Source organism: Streptomyces sp. NPDC002845 (assembly GCF_053591955.1).
The window spans coordinates 43,166-60,866 of the sequence record NZ_JBSFUU010000024.1; the positions used below are offsets into that span (position 1 = coordinate 43,166).

Sequence of the window (17,701 nt, forward strand, 5' to 3'; positions counted from 1 at the left end):
GCCTCAGAGCTTGATCTCGATGTCGACACCGGCCGGGAGGTCGAGTCGCATCAGAGAGTCAACGGTCTTGGGGGTCGGGTCGAGGATGTCGATCAGGCGCTTGTGCGTGCGCATCTCGAAGTGCTCGCGCGAGTCCTTGTACTTGTGCGGCGACTTGATGACGCAGTACACGTTCTTCTCAGTGGGCAGCGGCACCGGGCCCGCGACCGACGCACCAGTGCGGGTCACCGTCTCGACGATCTTCTTCGCCGAGGAGTCGATGACCTCGTGGTCGTAGGCCTTGAGCCGGATGCGGATCTTCTGTCCCGCCATGGCTACTCAGTAGTCCTGTCTCTCGTAACGCTCTGGAACCCGGCGTTCCAGCCCTTTCCTCCGACCCACGCGGTCGGGCGTGTCGCGCTCTCGCTGACACAGATGTCCCACGTATCGAACATCCCTGCTGGGAAAGCACGGCCCCACCGGAACCGCAAGCCGGGAGCGAGAGGCCCACCGGGTGCCTGGTCGGCGCCGCACTGACACTTCCCGGAAGATTCCCGTACGTCCGCCCCAGTGCTGCCCTCAGGCAGTTAGGACGACGAGTACCGTGGGACTCGCTTCCGGTCCTCCCGGCGGGAGGCGCGCAGCATCAACACTCGACCGAGCAACTCCGACAGTCTGCCACACGGGGCGGGGGCTCCGCCAATCGAGGCGTAGAGGGTACCCGGAGAGTGACATGGGGCAAACCCGGGGCACGCACCGAGCACGGTCGACTGCGCGGCGGACGACCCACACCGTGCGCCTCCAACGCCGCCGGCTTTCCGATCCCGCGCGTGGCGAACGCATAGACAATTGACCACTCAATTATCACCCGACAGGCACATATGCGATCAGTAAATGTGATGAGAAACCGCCCACCTGGCGCATTCTTTATTTCCTTATAGGCGCACCCCCGCCGCATTGTTTGATTTCCCTGACCCGCATTGCTCTCGCCGCATGAACGCGTGGGAGCTGAAATCCCGCGCGGAAAACAGGGAAAGGAGTGACATGCGGGCCATTCGAGCTGTGCTCGTGGGCGCCTCGGCGCTCACCGTCACGCTGGGCACCGTCACCGCCTCTCAGGCAATGGGCTGGGAGCGGCCCTGGGCGGCGCACGCCCAGAGCAGCACGCTGTCGCCGGCATCCGGCGACGGGCACGAGAGGGAGCACGAGAAGGGCAAGAAGGGGAAGGGCAACAGGTACCAGCTCATCCACAGCTGCAAGGGCCACGACTTCGGCTTCTGCACGCAGAAGCTGGTCTTCGCACCGAAGATCATCGGGGACATCGGGCTGACGACGGGGCTCATCGGACTGGTCGACGGCGGTGACAACGGCGTCATCAACGGCAACGGCGAGCCCGAGTGGTGTTCGCCCGGGTTCTGGTTCAACCAGGGGATTCTGCAGGGCCGGTGGCAGGAGGCCGGGTTCGACCCGGCGACCCCGACCTGGAGCGACCTGCCCACGCCTCCGTACTCCGACACCCTCGCGCGGACTCAGGCGGGTATCGACGCGGGCGCGCCGGAAGACCCACGACTGGTGGACATCTGGGATCCCCAGAACGCAAACGAGTTCGCCATGTACTACGTGCGCCCTCGCGGCGAAGTTCTGAACGACATCGCCGACGCACTGAGCGATGCGCACCCCGACATCAACTTCACCGGAGAGCGCGTCAACAACTGTGACTTCGACGAGGACTGAGCGAAAAGCGGTCGCTGAATCGCCCAGCGGCCACTGCTGAAATCGCCCAGCTCCACCTGACGCCGCTCAAGAATTCACACGCGGCGCGTCAGGCGCGGCCCGTGTGGCGACCGGTTTCCCGCCACACGGGCCGACCACCAGAAGGAACGTGATGGAACCCTCCAGCGAACCCGCCGCCCGTCGTTCGACGAGTGCGGCTTTGACGCAGCTGCCCCCTCCACGCCCCGGCGCCGGCGGGGGCTTTCCCCCTGCCCCCACGTCAGGAGCCGAGGGAGCCCACTCCCCCGAAGGCGGCCCCCCGGCCCTCTCGACGGACAGCGGCACCGAGCACCGGTGGTCGAAAGCGTCGGTGGCCGTACTGGCGGCAACGGCCGTCGGCCTGGTCGGCGCCCTGCTGGTGCACCTGACGATGATCTTCCTGACCCTGGCTCCGCCCAACGCCGTCAAGGCCGAGTACGGAGAAGTGATCCGGTCCTATGTCCAGCCCGAGTTCGGGCAGGACTGGAAGTTGTTCGCACCCAACCCCAAGCAGCGCAACGACGCCATCGGTGCCCGGCTGCGGACCGTCGGCGACGACGGCGCCTCCCCTCGGCTCTCGGAGTGGATCAACATCACGGCCCAGGACGTGGCCGAGATCCAGGGCAGCCTCGCACCGAGCCATGTGCACCAGGACATGGTTCGCCGGGCGTGGGACAACGTCGACTCCCGGCTGGGCTCGGACGACCGGCCGAAGAACGCCCGCGGTGAAATCGCCGTCGACTATCTGAAGCGCATCGTGCTCCAGCGGGTCGGACGCGCGTGGCGGGGCGAGCGGATCGTCGGTGTGCAGATCGCGGGTCGCTACACGATGGTGCGGCCCCCGTCGTGGAGTACGGAAGAGCCGTCCGACACGACCGCCTACCGCGTACTTCCGTGGTGGCCGGTGACCGACCAGGACTACAAGGGGCTGTGAGTTGAGCACCGTAACGCCCGTGACAAGCCGACCCGAGGCACCGGCACCTCGTCGGCGGTCTCTCGCGGAACGCGTCCGCGAGGCCGTCGCGCGATGGGGACACTTCGCGTGCACCACCCGTGCGCCCTATCAGGCCGCCGTCTTCCGTATCGGCCTGTCCCTGGTCATCGCCGCCTTCCTGCTCCGGGAATGGCCACACCGCCGTGTGATGTACGGCGACCGCAGCCCCCTCTCGTACGAGAGGGCACTTGAACTGGGGCACCTGGACGAGACATTCAGCGTGCTGCACTGGTCCGGTGGACAGGCCTGGTTCGAGATCGTCTACGTCCTGACCATCGCCTCGGCCCTCGCGGTGCTGGTGGGCTGGCGCACCAGGACCATGTGCGTGTTGCTGATGGTCGGGACGCTCTCGCTGGAGAACCGCAACCCCCTGCTGGGTGACGGCGGCGACAACATCCTCCGGATCATGGTGATCTACCTGGTCTTCACTCGCTGCGCCCAGGTCTGGTCGCTGGACGCACGGCGCGCCCGCGCCGGACGGCAGAAGGACTCCCCGTCCGACGACCGCACAGGAGTCGCCCTGTGGGCGGCCACCGGTCTGTTCCTGCTGGTGGCGTTCGGCCCGGAAACGGGATGGCCCCTCGTGCTCTGGACCCTGTGGGGTGTCCAGGGGCTGTGGTACGCCGCCAACCGGTGGTTCCCCGAAACCGAGGGCCGCGCACTGCTGGACGCGGCCGCGTCCATGCTGCACAACGCGGCGATGCTGACGATCGCCGCACAGGTCTGCCTGATCTACGCCACAGCCAGCTGGTACAAGGTGCAGGGCTCACGGTGGCAGGAGGGCAGCGCCCTCCACTACGCCCTGAATCTGGAGTACTTCGCGCCGTTTCCCTGGCTCTCCGCGATCCTCGCCGCCAACACCGTGGTGGTTCTGCTGCTGACCTACGGAACGGTCATCGTGCAGGTGGCTTTCCCCTTCACCCTCGCCCACCGCAAGGTCAAGAACGTGCTGCTGACCGTCATGGTCCTTGAGCACCTGGGGATCGCGGTGGTGATGGGCATCCCCTTCCTCTCCTTGGCCATGGTCGCCTGCGACGCGGTCTTCCTGCCCACCGCGTTCCTGACGGCCCTCGGCACCCGCTGCACACGCCTGCGGACGAAGCGATGGGGCCGGCCCTCGGACGTGTACGTGACGAAGTCCGCCCACGCGTCCGGGGTGAGCGTGGGCTGAGGGCCGCCCATGTTCTTGGAGTCGCGGCTGTGGACGGTGGTGGGGGTGGCGGTGGCGATCTCGACGCAGGAGTCGCCTTCGCGGGAGTCGCCTTCGATCGATCGACCGGCGGATGGCGTCTTGTGCGCTCGCGGGCTCGCGGGTCTACGGGATCACGAGGCGGGCCGCTCCGTGCTCGATGACCCCGGGGGCGTCGAGCCGTCGGCCAGCGGGGCCATGCTCCAGTGGTCGTCCTCCCAGACGAAGACCTCGCTCACGTCGACCGGCCGGCGGTCCTTCCGGGCGGTGCCCTTGATCCGGACCTTGTAGACCCCCGCCAGTTCACTGCGGTGGCTCCAGGTCACCTGCCAGTCCCGCCCTCCGTACTCCGCGAGCCGGGCCCGCGCGTCCGTCTCGCCGTGCGGCGGTCCGAGCAGCTTCGCGAGCCCTTCGGTGTCCTCCGTGTTCAGCTCGTCGACATAGCTGGTCAGGAAGGTTTCGAGGGCATCGGTGTCGGGCCCGTCCGACCCGTCGCCGTCACCGGAAGAGCATCCGGTGACGGCGACGGCCACCACCCCCCAGGCCAGCGCCAGGACGGCCGGGGCGCGAGACGTCCGGCGGGAGCGGGGGGTGTGGGGGGATGTCACATCATGTCCTATGCGCGTAGTACGTAGCCTTGGGGTACGCCTTGACGATGCTGTCCATCGAGCGGCGGTAGGTGTTGCTGCTGTGGTACGTCAGATACGGCTGCCCGTTGGCCCGGTAGGTGGCGATCATCGAGTGGTCCTTGCCACCGGCCCGGTTGAAGTCCATCTGGAGGATGTCCCCGATCCCCATGCTGTAGACATTGCCGAGGATGGAGGTCCGGCCGCTCTTCTTGGCGAAGGTCGCCCAGTGGTCGACGCCGGTCCAGGAGTACGTCTGGTTGCCGGAGTTGTACCACCAGTACTTGGCGTTGCGGTACCAGCCGCTCTTGTTCTTCCACCCACCGGCCCGCAGCGACTGGCTGATGAAGTTGGTGCAGTCACCGCCCTTGCCGTTGAACCTGCGGTAGGCCGAGTTGTAGTTCTTCCAGTACTTCTCCGCGTACTTGGCCATCGCCGAGTAGTTGTACCCGGCGGCCAGAGCCGCACTGACGGTGCCCTGCTTCGACTCCGCGACGCCGTTCCCCGCGGATTCTCTCCGGGTAGCCGCGGAGACCGGGCCAGCCAGCGGCGCCGGGTCCTCGGCGGTGTCGGTCGGCTTCTCGCCGGTGCCGGGCAGGGGCTCCAGCTCGTCGTCCGGCTCCTCCGTACCGTCCTCGACGTCCGGTTCCTCGGCCGGATACGGCATGTCCAAGTCGGCCGGTGCCACCGCCACCTGGTTGACGGGGGCGGGCCCGCTCGTGTTGAGGTTCGGTGGCGGTGAGCGCCCAGGTGCCGTCCGCGCCGAGGGTGTAGACGAACCGGTGCTCGGCCTGGAACTCCGTGGTGGGCGGCTCGTCGCCGTGGATCTGCTTGTAGGTGAGGGCGGTGTCCTCGGTCACCAGAACCGTGGCGGTGTCGCCGACGACCGTGACCGAGTCGATGTCGGTCACAGTCTCGGCGGCGGTGTAAGCCTCCGGGATTTCCGCCAACTCCTCCTTGAAGTCGGCCAGTTCCTCGAGGACGGCGTTCTCCTCCAGAACGGAGGCGGCGCTGAGGTGCACCGGCCCACGCGTACTGGTGGCCAGCGGGGCGGTGAGAGCGGCGGCTGCCGGCGTGTCCAGCAGCGCCGCTGTCCGCCGCTCGATGACTGCCTCGGCCATCGTCTTGAAGAGTCTGGCGGTCTCCTCGGTCACCTCGGCGGCCTCGGCCTCTGCCCCGCCTGCCGTCCTCGCGCTGGCCGTGGCCTCCGAGGGCTGGGCGGCCACCGCTGATCCGCTGGTCAATACGGTCGCGGCGAGTCCGGCCACAGCAAGCGTGCGTATCGAATGTATTCGAGCCATGAATACCCCAAAAAGAGCGCCCCCCGTGAGCGCTCGGCTCAAGTTTTACACAGCGGCAGGCGAAGTAAAGGAATTTTCTTGACTCCTTGAGCTTCGGGCCAGGGCGCGCCGGAGACGTCCGGTTCGGGTTTCCAACTCATGTGCGGAACAGTGCTGTTGGGGCGGCACGGGCAGCGGCCGGTATCGGCTCCGTATCCACCCGGTGGCTTCCGGACCGGTCCGGTGAAGTGCCGTAGGGAGAATGCGCGCCGCATCGAGTTCCGCCCGCCGTTCGGTGATCCGCTCCAGCGCGTCATGGATGAGTCCCGGGCCCAAGGTCCCCGTTCCCGCGCCGGTCAGTCCCTGGACGGCTCCGGCATGATCGGCGGGGTGAGACAGCGAATGGACCTGGCCGAGGCCGCGGCACGACTGGAGACGCACAGACACCAGTGGCTGGCTGCCGGGCTCCGGGTGTCTCCCGTCCTCTGGGGAGAAGACGGGGATCGTGTGGGTGCCCAGGTCGCCTCGCCCGGCTGGCGGGTCGAGTTGGTCGTCGAGGTGCACCACGGAGGCTGGGCGCACATCCACTTCGTCTCGGACTCCCAGGGCCTGGCGGAGGGGCACCGGGTCAGGTCCCTCGACGAGTGGAGCAGCCTTCTCGACGAGGCCGCCGTCCGCGCCTCCCGCGTCCGGCTGCTCCCCGCCCGGCTGCTGGCGAATTCCTGCACCACCGGCTGGCTGGACTGGATCCATGGGGAGCTCTGGCTGCTCCCGGACGCCCTGGTCCGCGTCCGCAGCGGGTTCATGGCCACGGTGGTGAACTCTCTTGGCGGCGCCGGCGTGACGGCCCCCGACCCGTACCGCTTGGCCGCCTACGACCCGGAGGCCGTTCTGACCGGCCACCGCACCAATAAGCTGATCCCGCTCGCCGACATAGCGCAGGCTCGCCTGCACGGGGGCATCACCACGTCCGGCATGGCGGTCCGGATGACCGACGGCACCCGTCACAAGCTGCTCTGGATGTCACACGAACCGGCCCGGCGCCTGCTGAGGGAGCGGCTGTTGGTGGTGCTGGGGGCGCGGCTCAGTTACTGAGTGCGCCCTTCGCGGAGTACGGGGACCGGCCGCCGGGTGATTTCACGGCAGTCGCGGGCGTAACACCACGTCGGGAAGGCAGACTGACCTCTCAAGTGGGGCGTACATGGCAGAAGGGTCCGAGCCCATGGTGAAAGTACGGCTGGAGACCAGCCGGGAGCACATCGCGGAGCGGGCACGGTTGCACCATCCGGTTGGTGCCGTCGAGGAGCTGATCTGGAACGCCCTCGACGCCGACGCCGGCCGCATCGTCGTCACGTTGGAACGCAACGACCTCGGTGGCGTGGAGAGGGTCCGCGTAGAGGACGACGGCAGTGGGATGTCCCCGGAGCACTGCGAGGAGTACTTCCGTCCCATTGGCGCCTCCTGGAAGAAGCGTGCGCAGGGCACGCCGGTGAAAAAGCGTGCTCTGCACGGCAAGAACGAAAGGGGTCGGGTCCGCGCCTTCGCCTTGGGCAGCCAGGTGCGCTGGACCAGTATCAGCGAGGGCATGGGAACGCGGCAGCGGCTGCTGATCGAGGCCGATCGGCGTTCCATGGACGAGTTCGACATCAGTGAATCGGAGGCAACCAGCGATCCGGTCGGCACTCTCTTCGAAGCGTTCGGCGGCGAGGGCCTGAACGTGCTCGCGGAAGATCGCGCCAGATCATCGCTGACCACGGCGTTCGCCACGTACCTGGAGAAGTATCCGGATGTCCGCATCGAGTACGACGGCCGCGAGCTGGACCCCTCGTCGGAACAACTCCACGTACGCAACCACACCCTGCCGGTGTGCGAGGAGCGGGACAGCGAGCCCGCTCACCTGAAGGTCATCGAGTGGCGCAGGCCGGTGACCCGTGCTCTCTTCCTCTGCGACGGCGAGGGGATGTCACGGGTCAAGTTGAAACCGGGCATTCAGGCCCCGGGCTTCGAGTTCACCGCTCATCTCAGCTGGTCCGGGTTCGACGAGCTCGACGCCGACGAACTCGCCTTCGCCGAGTGGACCCCCGACGGCGCACCTGCGGAGGTCGTCGCGGCAGCCCGCGAACGTCTGAGGGCGCATTTCCATTCACGCGGGGACGAACGTCGGCAGGAGCAGGTCCGGCAGTGGCAGCAGGAGCACATTTACCCGTACGTGGGAGAGCCCGCCGACGAACGCGAGCAGGCCGAGCGAGAGACCTTCGACGCCGTGGCCACCACCGTCGTCCGGCACTTGCCCAAGCTCACGGGCGCCCGTAAGACCACCTTTGCGTTCTTGCGGTCCGTGCTGGCTCACGAGCCAGGGGACGTGCTGCGGATCGCCGAGGAGTTGTTCACCCTCTCCAAGCAGGAACAGGACGAACTGGCCCGCTTGCTGGACCGCACACCGCTGTCCGCCCTCGTCAAGGCGTCCACGACGGCCACCAACCGACTGGACTTCCTGGCCGCCCTGGAGCACCTGGTCTTCGAAAGGGAGGCCAGGCAGCAGGTGAGGGAGCACGGCGAACTGCACCGCATGCTGGAGAAGGAGTGCTGGGTCTTCGGCGAGGAATACGGTCTGCACGCCAGCGACCGCAGCCTGGATGAGGTCCTGCGGCAGCACTGCCCTTCTCGGGCGCGAGGATCTCGTACCGGAACAGACCGTACTGCGGGAGGGCGGCCGTCGAGGCCGGGTCGACCTCATGCTCTCCCAGTCGGCAAGGCGCGGGAAGGGTGAGCGGCACCACCTCGTCGTCGAGCTGAAGAGGCCGAGAACGCTCCTGACCATGACCGAGTTCGGGCAGATCAACAGCTACGCCCAAGCCGTCGTGACAGCCGACAGGTTCCGTGATACAGCCGTGACCTGGGACTTCTGGCTGGTCGGCCACAGCATGGACGAGGGGCTGCGGCAACTGGCCCACCAGCACGACCGAATGCCGGGGTGCGCACTCTCCCAGCCCAGGTTCCGCATCTGGGTCAAGACGTGGGGCGAGATCATCGAGGACTGCCAGGAACGGCTGCGCTTCTACGGCGAGCAGTTGGAGTACCAGTCCTCGACCGAGCATGCCATGGACTACCTCGTCCGCGAGCGCGCCGACGCGGTGGGCGAACTGATCGCCGACGGGACGATCCCTGCCGCCCGCAGCGGGGACTCGGCGAGCGTCACGGAATGACCCCGACTCCCGGACGCCGAGCAACTCGACCAGCTGGTCCGCCTGCTGCTGGAGTAACAGGCGACCCCCGTCGTCGGCGCCGGTGACCGTGTTGATGTCGACCGTCTGCGGGGTGTCGGTGTCGAAGGAAACCGCGTAGCGCAGGCCGTCCGTGGCCAGGGCCGGGTTCCTCGGCGACACGTACGCCCAGATCGTCACCTCCCTCGTCGGCCCCGCCGCCCCCGTCGACAGCAGGCTGACCTCGTACTCCAGGCGCGGGGCCGACGAGCCACACCCCTCGAACGCGTCGTCCCGAATTTGCTCAGCGGCGTGACAAATGGTGGAGGGAGCTTCTCGTGGGGGGAATGGGTCGGCGGCGTCGAGTAGTTTTCGGAACCGACGGACCGGCGGACCGGCAGGCGTCCGCCCGGACAGCGAAGGGGCCCGTACGACCGAAGTCGTACGGGCCCCTTCAGGAGCTCAGCTCACGCTGGAGCCACCAGGTCAGGTCGACAAGCTCACTTGTTGATCTTGGTGACCTGGCCGGCGCCCACGGTCCGGCCACCCTCACGGATGGCGAACTTCAGGCCCTCTTCCATGGCGACGGGCTGGATGAGCTCCACCTTCATCTCGGTGTTGTCACCCGGCATGACCATCTCGGTGCCCTCGGGGAGGGTCACGACGCCGGTCACGTCCGTCGTACGGAAGTAGAACTGCGGGCGGTAGTTGTTGAAGAAGGGGGTGTGACGGCCACCCTCGTCCTTCGACAGGATGTAGGCCTGGGCCTCGAACTCGGTGTGCGGCGTGACCGAACCGGGCTTGATGATGACCTGGCCGCGCTCGACGTCCTCGCGCTTGATGCCACGGAGGAGCAGACCGACGTTCTCACCGGCCTGGCCCTCGTCGAGCAGCTTGCGGAACATCTCGATGCCGGTGACCGTGGTGGTGGTCTTCTCCTGCTTGATGCCCACGATGTCGACGGTCTCGTTGACCTTGAGGACACCGCGCTCGATACGGCCGGTGACGACCGTACCGCGACCGGTGATCGTGAAGACGTCCTCGATCGGCATCAGGAACGGCTTGTCGACGTCACGCTCGGGCTGCGGGATGTTCTCGTCGACGGCCTTCATGAGCTCGAGGACGGAGTTGCCCCACTCCTTGTCGCCCTCGAGGGCCTTGAGCGCCGAGACCTTGACGACCGGCAGGTCGTCGCCCGGGAACTCGTACTCGGAGAGGAGCTCACGGACCTCGAGCTCGACGAGCTCCAGGATCTCCTCGTCGTCCACCATGTCGGCCTTGTTCAGGGCGACGACGATGTACGGAACGCCGACCTGGCGGGCCAGGAGCACGTGCTCCTTGGTCTGCGGCATCGGGCCGTCGGTGGCCGCGACCACGAGGATGGCGCCGTCCATCTGCGCCGCACCCGTGATCATGTTCTTGATGTAGTCCGCGTGACCGGGGCAGTCGACGTGGGCGTAGTGACGCGTCTCCGTCTGGTACTCGACGTGCGCGATGGAGATGGTGATACCGCGCTGGCGCTCCTCAGGAGCCTTGTCGATCTGGTCGAAGGCCGAGGCCTCGTTCAGGTCCGGGTACGCGTCGTGCAGCACCTTGGTAATGGCGGCCGTGAGGGTCGTCTTACCGTGGTCGATGTGACCGATGGTGCCGATGTTGACGTGCGGCTTAGTCCGCTCGAACTTCGCCTTCGCCACTGGGGTCCTCCTGTGGAGTGGTTCTGTACGCCTTACTCATCGGCGCCAGGTGATCTTTGCTGGGGTGCCGCCCGCCGGGGTTCTCCGTTTCCGGGTCTCCCTGGTGTCCGAGTCTCCCCGGCGGTCGACGTCAAGCCTAAAGCGTGTGAACGGGGTACGTTACTCGCCCTTGGCCTTCGCGATGATCTCCTCGGCGACGTTCCGGGGAACCTCGGCGTAGGAGTCGAACTGCATCGAGTAGCTCGCGCGACCCGACGTCTTGCTGCGGAGGTCGCCGACGTAGCCGAACATCTCCGACAGCGGAACCAGGCCCTTCACGACACGGGCACCGGCACGCTCCTCCATGGCCTGGATCTGGCCACGGCGGGAGTTGATGTCACCGATGACGTCGCCCATGTAGTCCTCGGGCGTGGTGACCTCGACGGCCATCATCGGCTCAAGGAGCACGGGGCTGGCCTTGCGCGCGGCCTCCTTGAATGCCTGCGAACCGGCGATCTTGAACGCCAGCTCGGAGGAGTCGACCTCGTGGTAGGCGCCGTCGATGAGCGTGACGCGGACGCCCGTCATCTCGTAGCCCGCGAGGATGCCGAACTGCATGGCCTCCTGCGCACCGGCGTCGACCGAAGGGATGTACTCCTTCGGGATACGACCACCGGTCACCTTGTTCACGAACTCGTACGACGCGTCGCCGCCCTCAAGGGGCTCGATCGCGATCTGCACCTTGGCGAACTGGCCGGTACCACCGGTCTGCTTCTTGTGCGTGAAGTCGACCCGCTCGACCGCCTTGCGGATGGTCTCACGGTAAGCGACCTGCGGCTTGCCGACGTTGGCCTCGACCTTGAACTCACGGCGCATACGGTCGACCAGCACCTCAAGGTGCAGCTCGCCCATACCACCGATGATGGTCTGGCCGGTCTCCTCGTCCGAGTGAACCTGGAAGGAGGGGTCCTCCTCCGCGAGACGCTGGATGGCGACACCCAGCTTCTCCTGGTCACCCTTGGACTTGGGCTCGATCGCGACCTGGATGACCGGCGCCGGGAAGTCCATGGACTCCAGGATCACCGGGCTCTTGTCGTCGGACAGCGTCTCACCGGTGGTGGTCTGCTTCAGGCCCATCACGGCGACGATGTCGCCGGCGCCCACCGACTCGATCTCCTCACGCTTGTTCGCGTGCATGCGGTAGATCTTGCCGATGCGCTCCTTCTTGCCCTTCACGGAGTTCAGCACCGCGGTGCCGGACTGCAGGCGGCCCGAGTAGACCCGGACGAAGGTGAGCTTGCCGAGGTGCGGGTCGCTCATGATCTTGAACGCCAGCGCGGACAGCGGCTCGTCGTCGGACGGCTTGCGCTTGACCACGACCTCGGGGTCCTTGACGTCGTGGCCCTCGATGGCCTCGACGTCGATCGGGGTCGGGAGGTAGCGCACGACCGCGTCGAGCAGGGGCTGGACGCCCTTGTTCTTGAACGCGGTGCCACAGAACACCGGGGTGACCGTGGTGTCGCTGGACTTGCCGGACGCGATGGTGATGCGACGGATCGCCGCGTACAGCTGCTCCTCGGTGGGCTCCTGGCCCTCCAGGTACAGCTCCATCAGCTCTTCGTCGTTCTCCGCGACGGCTTCCAGCAGCTTGCCGCGCCACTCCTCGGCGGCCTCGGCGTGCGTGGCCGGGATGTCGACGACGTCGTACATCTCGCCCTTGGCGGCCTCGGCGGACCACACGAGCGCCTTCATGCGGACCAGGTCCACGACACCCTTGAAGTCGGCCTCGGCGCCGATCGGAAGCTGCATGACCAGCGGCTGCGCACCAAGGCGGTCCGAGATCATGTCGACACAGCGGTGGAACTCGGCACCGGTGCGGTCGAGCTTGTTCACGAAGCAGATGCGCGGCACGCCGTAACGGTCGGCCTGACGCCACACCGTCTCGGACTGCGGCTCGACACCCGCGACACCGTCGAACACCGTGACGGCACCGTCGAGGACGCGCAGCGAGCGCTCCACCTCGACCGTGAAGTCGACGTGGCCCGGGGTGTCGATGATGTTGATCGTGTAGTCGTTGTCCTCAAGCGGCCAGTGACAGGTGGTGGCAGCAGAGGTGATCGTGATGCCACGCTCCTGCTCCTGCTCCATCCAGTCCATGGTGGCAGCGCCGTCGTGGACTTCACCGATCTTGTAGCTGACGCCGGTGTAGAAGAGGATCCGCTCGGTGGTGGTCGTCTTGCCCGCGTCGATGTGGGCCATGATCCCGATGTTCCGGACCCTGGCCAGGTCAAGTGAAGTGGTAGCCATAAGGCTTCAGTCTTCTCTCGGTCTCGATGTGGGTAGCGACTACCAGCGGTAGTGCGCGAAGGCCTTGTTGGACTCGGCCATCTTGTGGGTGTCCTCGCGCTTCTTCACGGCCGCGCCGAGGCCGTTCGAGGCGTCGAGAAGCTCGTTGAGCAGACGCTCGGTCATGGTCTTCTCGCGACGGGCGCGGGAGTAACCGACCAGCCAGCGCAGCGCGAGCGTGTTGGCACGGCCGGGCTTGACCTCGATCGGCACCTGGTAGGTGGCGCCACCGACACGGCGGGACTTGACCTCAAGGGTCGGCTTGATGTTCTCCAGCGCGCGCTTCAGCGTGATGATCGGGTCGTTGCCCGTCTTCTCACGCAGGCCCTCCATGGCGCCGTAGACGATGCGCTCGGCGGTGGAGCGCTTGCCGTTCAGCAGCACCTTGTTGATGAGCGACGTGACAAGAGGAGAACCGTAGACCGGGTCGATGATGACCGGGCGCTTCGGGGCGGGGCCCTTACGAGGCATTCTTACTTCTCCTTCTTGGCGCCGTAGCGGCTGCGAGCCTGCTTGCGGTTCTTGACACCCTGGGTGTCGAGCGAACCGCGGATGATCTTGTAGCGAACACCCGGCAGGTCCTTCACACGGCCGCCGCGCACGAGCACGATGGAGTGCTCCTGCAGGTTGTGTCCCTCACCCGGAATGTAAGCGGTGACCTCGATCCCGCTGGTCAGACGCACACGCGCGACCTTACGCAGGGCCGAGTTCGGCTTCTTCGGGGTGGTCGTGAACACACGCGTGCAGACGCCACGACGCTGAGGGGAACCCTCGAGTGCGGGCGTCTTGTTCTTCTCGACCTTGTCCTGCCGGCCCTTGCGGACCAGCTGCTGGATCGTAGGCACTACTTCTCCGGTTTCTGTGTGCCGAATGGTGAAGCTAACCTGGAACGTTGCCGACCCACGCGGTCGGGTGTGTCGAATGCTGCAGACTCCCACCGCGAGGCGGAAAGGGCGCAGAATTACGGTGGCCGCTTACGGCTCTCTGTGCGGTTGAAGGGCACGCACGAGAGCCAGGGCACACCCCAGGCACAAGGTCTGAGCGTACCTACCGCACTCACTCCGGTCAAAACAAATGGGCGGCGCCGGGGGGCTTGAGCGGAGCATGCCGTACGCCGACGCCGTACATGATCTTCAAACCGGCGTGCGGTGTGCGGGGCCGCCCTTCCCTTCAGCCGGACGGCGACGAGGCTGCCGCCACGAAGAGAAGGGTCAGGAACACGGCCCAGCCCGCCACGGACAACCAGCCGAGAATGAGACCGGCGATCGCGAGACCCTCGCCGCCATCGCCGTTGCGGCGTATCTCGGCGCGTGCCGTGTGGCCCAGGATCACGGCGGGAACGCCCGTGAGGCCGAACGTCATCGTGGTGAGCACACCGCAGACCATGGAGCCGATGGCTTTGCTGTTCGTGGGCGGCACCGGCGCGGGCAGGAACGTGCGGGGCACGGGCGCGGTGGCCGGCAGGTGCGGTGCGGGTCCCTGCGCCATGTACGGTGCGGGTCCCTGCGGCAGCTGCGGCGCGGGGCCCTGGGGCAGGTCGGCGACGATCAGAGCCAGCTCGCCCACCGTACGGGCCTCGTACGCCCTGGTGACCCGCTTGTCGAACTCCTCCTGCTGCAGGCGCCCCTCGCCGAAGCCCGCTCTGAGCACGTCGACGGTGCGCTCCCGGTCCGCGTGGGAGGCGAGCATCGACGGGCTGCCCTGCCCCTGCCACGGTTGCCACTGAGACGGCTGCCACTGAGACGGGTACGACATGGGCACCTCCCCCGGCCGATGAATACCTCCATCATCCTCCAACGCGCCGACATCAGCACCGGTTCCCCAACCCGCGCGTCGCGCCTGTCGGCGTGCGGTCCCGGCAGGGGGCGGTGGCTGGGGTTGTTGGCGGGCTGCGGGTGGTGTGTGGCTGGTCGCGCCCCGCGGCGGAGCCGCTGATGTCACAGCCCCGCGCCCCTGACGGGGCGCGACCCCTCGGCCCTGACGGGGCGCGGTGCTCCAGCCCGGAGTCGCACCGATGAGCCCGCGCCGACCTCGCCGCCCCCGCGCCAAACTCCCCCAGCTCCGCGCTGAGCCTTTGCAGCCCCGGCCAGGCACAACCAGCCCGTCCGGCGCTTGAGGACGAGGCCGCTAGGCCGATCCACCCACCCACCCAGCAGCACCATTCCGACCCACCCCCCCCCCCCCCCCCCCCGCCCGCGCGTTTTGGCGGGGGCCGTGACGGCCCTACCCCCCCGCGCCCCCCCCCCCCCGCCCGCCCCCCCCCCCCCCCCCCCGCCCGCCCCCCCCCCCCGAGGCCGCTAGGCCGATCCACCCACCCACCCAGCAGCACCATTCCGACCCACCCCAGCCCCCTCCAGCCCGTCCGGCGCTTGAGGACGAGGCCGTTCAGGCCGATCCCACAGCGACCCCACCCACCCGCAACCTGCCCACCCACCCCCAGCCCCCAGGCGGGGTCGAAGGGGCGGCAGCCCCTGGGGATGGGACGGGTAGGGGCGGCGGGGGCGAGAAAAACATCCCCACACCCCCTCCTACCCCCGGCGCCCCCGAGCGGAGCGCTCCGCGGCGAAGACGTCCTCCAGACGGAACAACTGCGCACGCCCCGCCTTACCGGCAGCCTTGAGATGACCGAGCTGGACCCATTTACGAATGGTGGCGGGGGCAACCCCGACCTCACGGGCGGCCAGAGCCCCGGGTATCAAGGTGGGCCGCCCATCTCCCGACGCAGACACGTTCGACACGTTCGACATGTGCGACGTTTTCACCGCCCCCGCTCCCACTCCCCCTCCGCCCAGGCATGCCGATAGGCAGGATCGTCACGGCAACCACAATCCACGTCCCCACAACGGCAAGCGGGGTTGATACAGAGCACGGCCCGCCGCTCGGGAAAGGCCCGCAGCGAGACCGAGTCACACCACGGACAACGACCGGACACCCGTACGACCGTCTCGGTGTCCCCCAACGCACGAGCACAACGCCGCGCCATCCGCCGAACCTCATCCCGCACATGCGCAGCCAGCACGGCATCCCCGGCGATGTCGTCAAGAAGCGCGTCAATACGACGCAACCGCTCGGGCACCGCCGCCCGGCGCGCCCGCCCCAGGCCGAGCCGGTCACGCACGGCCTCCTCCAGCTCGATCACCCCGTCCGTGATGTCACGGATGGCGTCGGAGATGTGCAGCCGCACCGGAGCCGCACTGTGCCCGGGAACCGCAAGACCGTGCCGCTGCTGAAGCAGCAACGCCTCCTCACGCTCCCGACGGAAACGGGCACCGAAGTCGTCGGCGGGCGGTGCGGGCACCGGACGACCCGGCCCGGCACCCCGACCGGGCGCCAACTCCTCGGACAGTTCAGGGAACTGCTGCACCAACATGCCGATCCACAGCGCCGCGTCCACGGTCGCCCGCTCGGCCGTCCGCTCGGCAGCCGCCCGCTCGGTCATCCGCTCAGCCAACGGAGCCCCCAAGAAGACGGGACGGCACGGCAACGGGACGCCCGGAACGCCACAGGCGCCCACCGCAGACCCCGTCGAACCAACTGTCCGCCGGCGCCACGGCCTCCTCGCACGCCCGCCGCACGGGGCAGACGGCACAGGCCCGAAGGGCGAGGGCGGCCTCCTTGGGGCGCCGGGCGAAGACAACCTGCGGGGGCAGCCCGACGCAGGCCGCGGCGTGCTGCCAGGGGCCCGAGTCGGGGCCCGGGTCGGCCGGGCGGCGCAGGTGATCCGGCGCCCCCTGCCCGGGGGCCGGCCGCGGCAAGCGGGTGGCGGCGGCGGACGCGGACGGTCGCGGAACGGAAACGGAAGTGGTGACGGCCGGTCGCCGCACAGGTGCGGCGGCGGTGGCCGGATCAACGGCGGCAGTGGGCATGGGGCCTCCCTGGCCGGGTCAAGGGAACGGATGTTCCAAGCCGACAGAACCACACCCTGGCAGATTGCGTGCACGCACGCAACAAGTTTCCCTCCAGCCCCCTTCGACCCCACCCGCACCCCCGCCCGGCACGGAATCCCCTCATTGCTTGCACGAAAGCACGTAATTCCGCGTGCGCAAGCACGATAAACTGCACCACCACCCCCCGAAGAGAGCGAGAGAAGCGATGGCCACCCCCGAACTGGACGCGTTCGCGGCATGGGTCGAAGACCTGATGCGCACCCGCGGCTACGACATCGACAGCCCACGCGGCGGCGGCAAGTCCCGCATCGCCGACGAGGCAGGTGTGCACCGCGCCGCCGTCACCCGGCTGCTGCAGCGCCAGAGCATGCCGGACCTGGAGACCACCCGCCGACTCGCTCGCGTACTCGGGGTGCCCGTCCGTGACATGCTCATCCGCTCCGGGCGCCTGACCGCCGAGGAACTGGCCGACCCGCATACGCCCCTGACCTCCGGCCCGCCCGGCCCGGAAGTCCCTCGCCGACCCACCCTGGACGAGGTCGCGGACCTGCTCGGCGTACCGGCCGACCGGCGCGACATGTTCATCAGGGTCGTGGAGCAGTTCCTGCCGGCCGAGGGCTCGACGGCGGAGGCGGCACCGCAGCAGCAGAAGCGCGGGCGGTCCGCGGCGGAGACCGTCGCCGGGCAGCCGTCCCTCGTCTCCAGCTGAGACACCGGCCCGCGGCGGACGACAGACGCGACGGCGGGCCGGCCGTACGCGTCAGAGGGCAAC

The 17,701-nt window shown here is 68.0% G+C and carries 18 protein-coding genes and 3 pseudogenes; 7 read left to right on the forward strand and 14 right to left on the reverse strand.

Annotation, left to right across the window (positions count from 1 at the left end):
• Nucleotides 1–3: 3 nt before the first annotated feature.
• Nucleotides 4–312 (reverse strand): 30S ribosomal protein S10, encoded by a 309-nt coding sequence (gene rpsJ / locus ACWD3C_RS19190; protein ID WP_003948644.1) that lies wholly within the window; start codon nucleotides 310–312, stop codon nucleotides 4–6.
• 711 nt (nucleotides 313–1,023) lie between these two features.
• Here rpsJ and ACWD3C_RS19195 point away from each other — a divergent pair.
• The 3 genes from ACWD3C_RS19195 (at nucleotide 1,024) to ACWD3C_RS19205 (ending at nucleotide 3,896) form a co-directional block, all read left to right on the forward strand.
• Nucleotides 1,024–1,713, forward strand: coding sequence for a hypothetical protein (locus ACWD3C_RS19195; protein ID WP_451145347.1), 690 nt, complete (start codon nucleotides 1,024–1,026; stop codon nucleotides 1,711–1,713).
• A gap of 349 nt (nucleotides 1,714–2,062) precedes the next feature.
• Nucleotides 2,063–2,665 (forward strand): DUF5819 family protein, encoded by a 603-nt coding sequence (locus ACWD3C_RS19200; RefSeq protein WP_451145349.1) that lies wholly within the window; start codon nucleotides 2,063–2,065, stop codon nucleotides 2,663–2,665.
• Between the two features lie 19 nt (nucleotides 2,666–2,684).
• The gene (locus tag ACWD3C_RS19205) at nucleotides 2,685–3,896 is read left to right on the forward strand and encodes an HTTM domain-containing protein (RefSeq protein ID WP_451145351.1); all 1,212 of its coding nucleotides are present in this window, start codon (nucleotides 2,685–2,687) and stop codon (nucleotides 3,894–3,896) included.
• On the opposite strand, the pseudogene ACWD3C_RS19210 reads toward ACWD3C_RS19205, so the two are convergent.
• From ACWD3C_RS19210 to ACWD3C_RS19220, 3 genes and pseudogenes are all read right to left on the reverse strand, one after another.
• A pseudogene (locus ACWD3C_RS19210) lies at nucleotides 3,839–3,994 on the reverse strand (DUF397 domain-containing protein); the annotation flags it as partial. The gene ACWD3C_RS19205 and the pseudogene ACWD3C_RS19210 sit on opposite strands and share 58 nt — an antisense overlap.
• Nucleotides 3,995–4,048: 54 nt before the next feature.
• Nucleotides 4,049–4,522, reverse strand: a complete 474-nt coding sequence (locus ACWD3C_RS19215; RefSeq protein ID WP_451145353.1) for a hypothetical protein — start codon at nucleotides 4,520–4,522, stop codon at nucleotides 4,049–4,051.
• Nucleotide 4,523: 1 nt separating this feature from the next.
• Entirely contained in the window at nucleotides 4,524–5,234 is a 711-nt protein-coding gene (locus ACWD3C_RS19220) for an amidase domain-containing protein (RefSeq protein ID WP_451145355.1), read from the reverse strand.
• Between the two features lie 976 nt (nucleotides 5,235–6,210).
• Between ACWD3C_RS19220 and ACWD3C_RS19225 the strand changes: the two genes are divergently transcribed.
• From ACWD3C_RS19225 to ACWD3C_RS19235, 3 genes are all read left to right on the forward strand, one after another.
• A complete protein-coding gene (locus ACWD3C_RS19225; RefSeq protein ID WP_451145357.1) occupies nucleotides 6,211–6,915 on the forward strand; it encodes a hypothetical protein in 705 nt (234 codons plus the stop codon).
• A gap of 106 nt (nucleotides 6,916–7,021) precedes the next feature.
• Nucleotides 7,022–8,590 (forward strand): ATP-binding protein, encoded by a 1,569-nt coding sequence (locus ACWD3C_RS19230; protein WP_451145359.1) that lies wholly within the window; start codon nucleotides 7,022–7,024, stop codon nucleotides 8,588–8,590.
• Between the two features lie 49 nt (nucleotides 8,591–8,639).
• A complete protein-coding gene (locus tag ACWD3C_RS19235; RefSeq protein ID WP_451145361.1) occupies nucleotides 8,640–9,026 on the forward strand; it encodes a hypothetical protein in 387 nt (128 codons plus the stop codon).
• A 66-nt stretch (nucleotides 9,027–9,092) separates the two neighbouring features.
• Here ACWD3C_RS19235 and ACWD3C_RS19240 read toward each other — a convergent pair.
• The 10 genes and pseudogenes from ACWD3C_RS19240 to ACWD3C_RS19285 all read right to left on the reverse strand — a co-directional run.
• A pseudogene (locus ACWD3C_RS19240) lies at nucleotides 9,093–9,440 on the reverse strand (hypothetical protein); the annotation flags it as partial.
• Between the two features lie 83 nt (nucleotides 9,441–9,523).
• Nucleotides 9,524–10,717, reverse strand: a complete 1,194-nt coding sequence (gene tuf, locus ACWD3C_RS19245) for an elongation factor Tu (protein WP_030839706.1) — start codon at nucleotides 10,715–10,717, stop codon at nucleotides 9,524–9,526.
• Nucleotides 10,718–10,876: 159 nt separating this feature from the next.
• Nucleotides 10,877–13,003, reverse strand: coding sequence for an elongation factor G (gene fusA, locus ACWD3C_RS19250; RefSeq protein WP_451145363.1), 2,127 nt, complete (start codon nucleotides 13,001–13,003; stop codon nucleotides 10,877–10,879).
• A gap of 39 nt (nucleotides 13,004–13,042) precedes the next feature.
• Nucleotides 13,043–13,513 carry a 30S ribosomal protein S7 gene (gene rpsG / locus ACWD3C_RS19255; RefSeq protein WP_003992340.1) on the reverse strand — a complete coding sequence of 157 codons (471 nt, stop codon included), beginning with the start codon at nucleotides 13,511–13,513 and terminating at the stop codon, nucleotides 13,043–13,045.
• 2 nt (nucleotides 13,514–13,515) lie between these two features.
• Nucleotides 13,516–13,887, reverse strand: coding sequence for a 30S ribosomal protein S12 (rpsL, locus tag ACWD3C_RS19260; RefSeq protein WP_003948652.1), 372 nt, complete (start codon nucleotides 13,885–13,887; stop codon nucleotides 13,516–13,518).
• 325 nt (nucleotides 13,888–14,212) lie between these two features.
• Nucleotides 14,213–14,797, reverse strand: coding sequence for a DUF1707 and DUF4190 domain-containing protein (locus ACWD3C_RS19265; RefSeq protein WP_451145365.1), 585 nt, complete (start codon nucleotides 14,795–14,797; stop codon nucleotides 14,213–14,215).
• Nucleotides 14,798–15,363: 566 nt separating this feature from the next.
• Nucleotides 15,364–15,565 (reverse strand): annotated as a pseudogene (locus ACWD3C_RS19270) (hypothetical protein); the annotation flags it as partial.
• A 5-nt stretch (nucleotides 15,566–15,570) separates the two neighbouring features.
• Nucleotides 15,571–15,789, reverse strand: a complete 219-nt coding sequence (locus ACWD3C_RS19275) for a hypothetical protein (RefSeq protein ID WP_451145482.1) — start codon at nucleotides 15,787–15,789, stop codon at nucleotides 15,571–15,573.
• 11 nt (nucleotides 15,790–15,800) lie between these two features.
• Entirely contained in the window at nucleotides 15,801–16,481 is a 681-nt protein-coding gene (locus ACWD3C_RS19280) for a hypothetical protein (RefSeq protein WP_451145367.1), read from the reverse strand.
• A 4-nt stretch (nucleotides 16,482–16,485) separates the two neighbouring features.
• On the reverse strand, nucleotides 16,486–16,908 hold the full coding sequence (locus ACWD3C_RS19285; protein ID WP_451145369.1) for a WhiB family transcriptional regulator: 423 nt from the start codon (nucleotides 16,906–16,908) through the stop codon (nucleotides 16,486–16,488).
• A gap of 226 nt (nucleotides 16,909–17,134) precedes the next feature.
• Here ACWD3C_RS19285 and ACWD3C_RS19290 point away from each other — a divergent pair, with 226 nt between their 5' ends.
• Nucleotides 17,135–17,638, forward strand: coding sequence for a helix-turn-helix domain-containing protein (locus ACWD3C_RS19290; RefSeq protein WP_451145371.1), 504 nt, complete (start codon nucleotides 17,135–17,137; stop codon nucleotides 17,636–17,638).
• The last annotated feature ends 63 nt before the right edge of the window (nucleotides 17,639–17,701 follow it).

Bases quoted from the DNA above. Each gene is read 5' to 3' on its own strand.
- ACWD3C_RS19265 (WP_451145365.1), bottom strand. From the start codon at position 14,797: ATGTCGTACCCGTCTCAGTGGCAGCCGTCTCAGTGGCAACCGTGGCAG.
- ACWD3C_RS19195 (WP_451145347.1), top strand. From the start codon at position 1,024: ATGCGGGCCATTCGAGCTGTGCTCGTGGGCGCCTCGGCGCTCACCGTC.
- fusA (WP_451145363.1), bottom strand. From the start codon at position 13,003: ATGGCTACCACTTCACTTGACCTGGCCAGGGTCCGGAACATCGGGATC.
- ACWD3C_RS19280 (WP_451145367.1), bottom strand. From the start codon at position 16,481: ATGACCGAGCGGGCGGCTGCCGAGCGGACGGCCGAGCGGGCGACCGTG.
- ACWD3C_RS19230 (WP_451145359.1), top strand. From the start codon at position 7,022: ATGGCAGAAGGGTCCGAGCCCATGGTGAAAGTACGGCTGGAGACCAGC.
- rpsG (WP_003992340.1), bottom strand. From the start codon at position 13,513: ATGCCTCGTAAGGGCCCCGCCCCGAAGCGCCCGGTCATCATCGACCCG.
- ACWD3C_RS19235 (WP_451145361.1), top strand. From the start codon at position 8,640: ATGACCGAGTTCGGGCAGATCAACAGCTACGCCCAAGCCGTCGTGACA.
- rpsJ (WP_003948644.1), bottom strand. From the start codon at position 312: ATGGCGGGACAGAAGATCCGCATCCGGCTCAAGGCCTACGACCACGAG.
- ACWD3C_RS19275 (WP_451145482.1), bottom strand. From the start codon at position 15,789: ATGTCGAACGTGTCGAACGTGTCTGCGTCGGGAGATGGGCGGCCCACC.
- ACWD3C_RS19285 (WP_451145369.1), bottom strand. From the start codon at position 16,908: ATGCCCACTGCCGCCGTTGATCCGGCCACCGCCGCCGCACCTGTGCGG.
- ACWD3C_RS19290 (WP_451145371.1), top strand. From the start codon at position 17,135: ATGGCCACCCCCGAACTGGACGCGTTCGCGGCATGGGTCGAAGACCTG.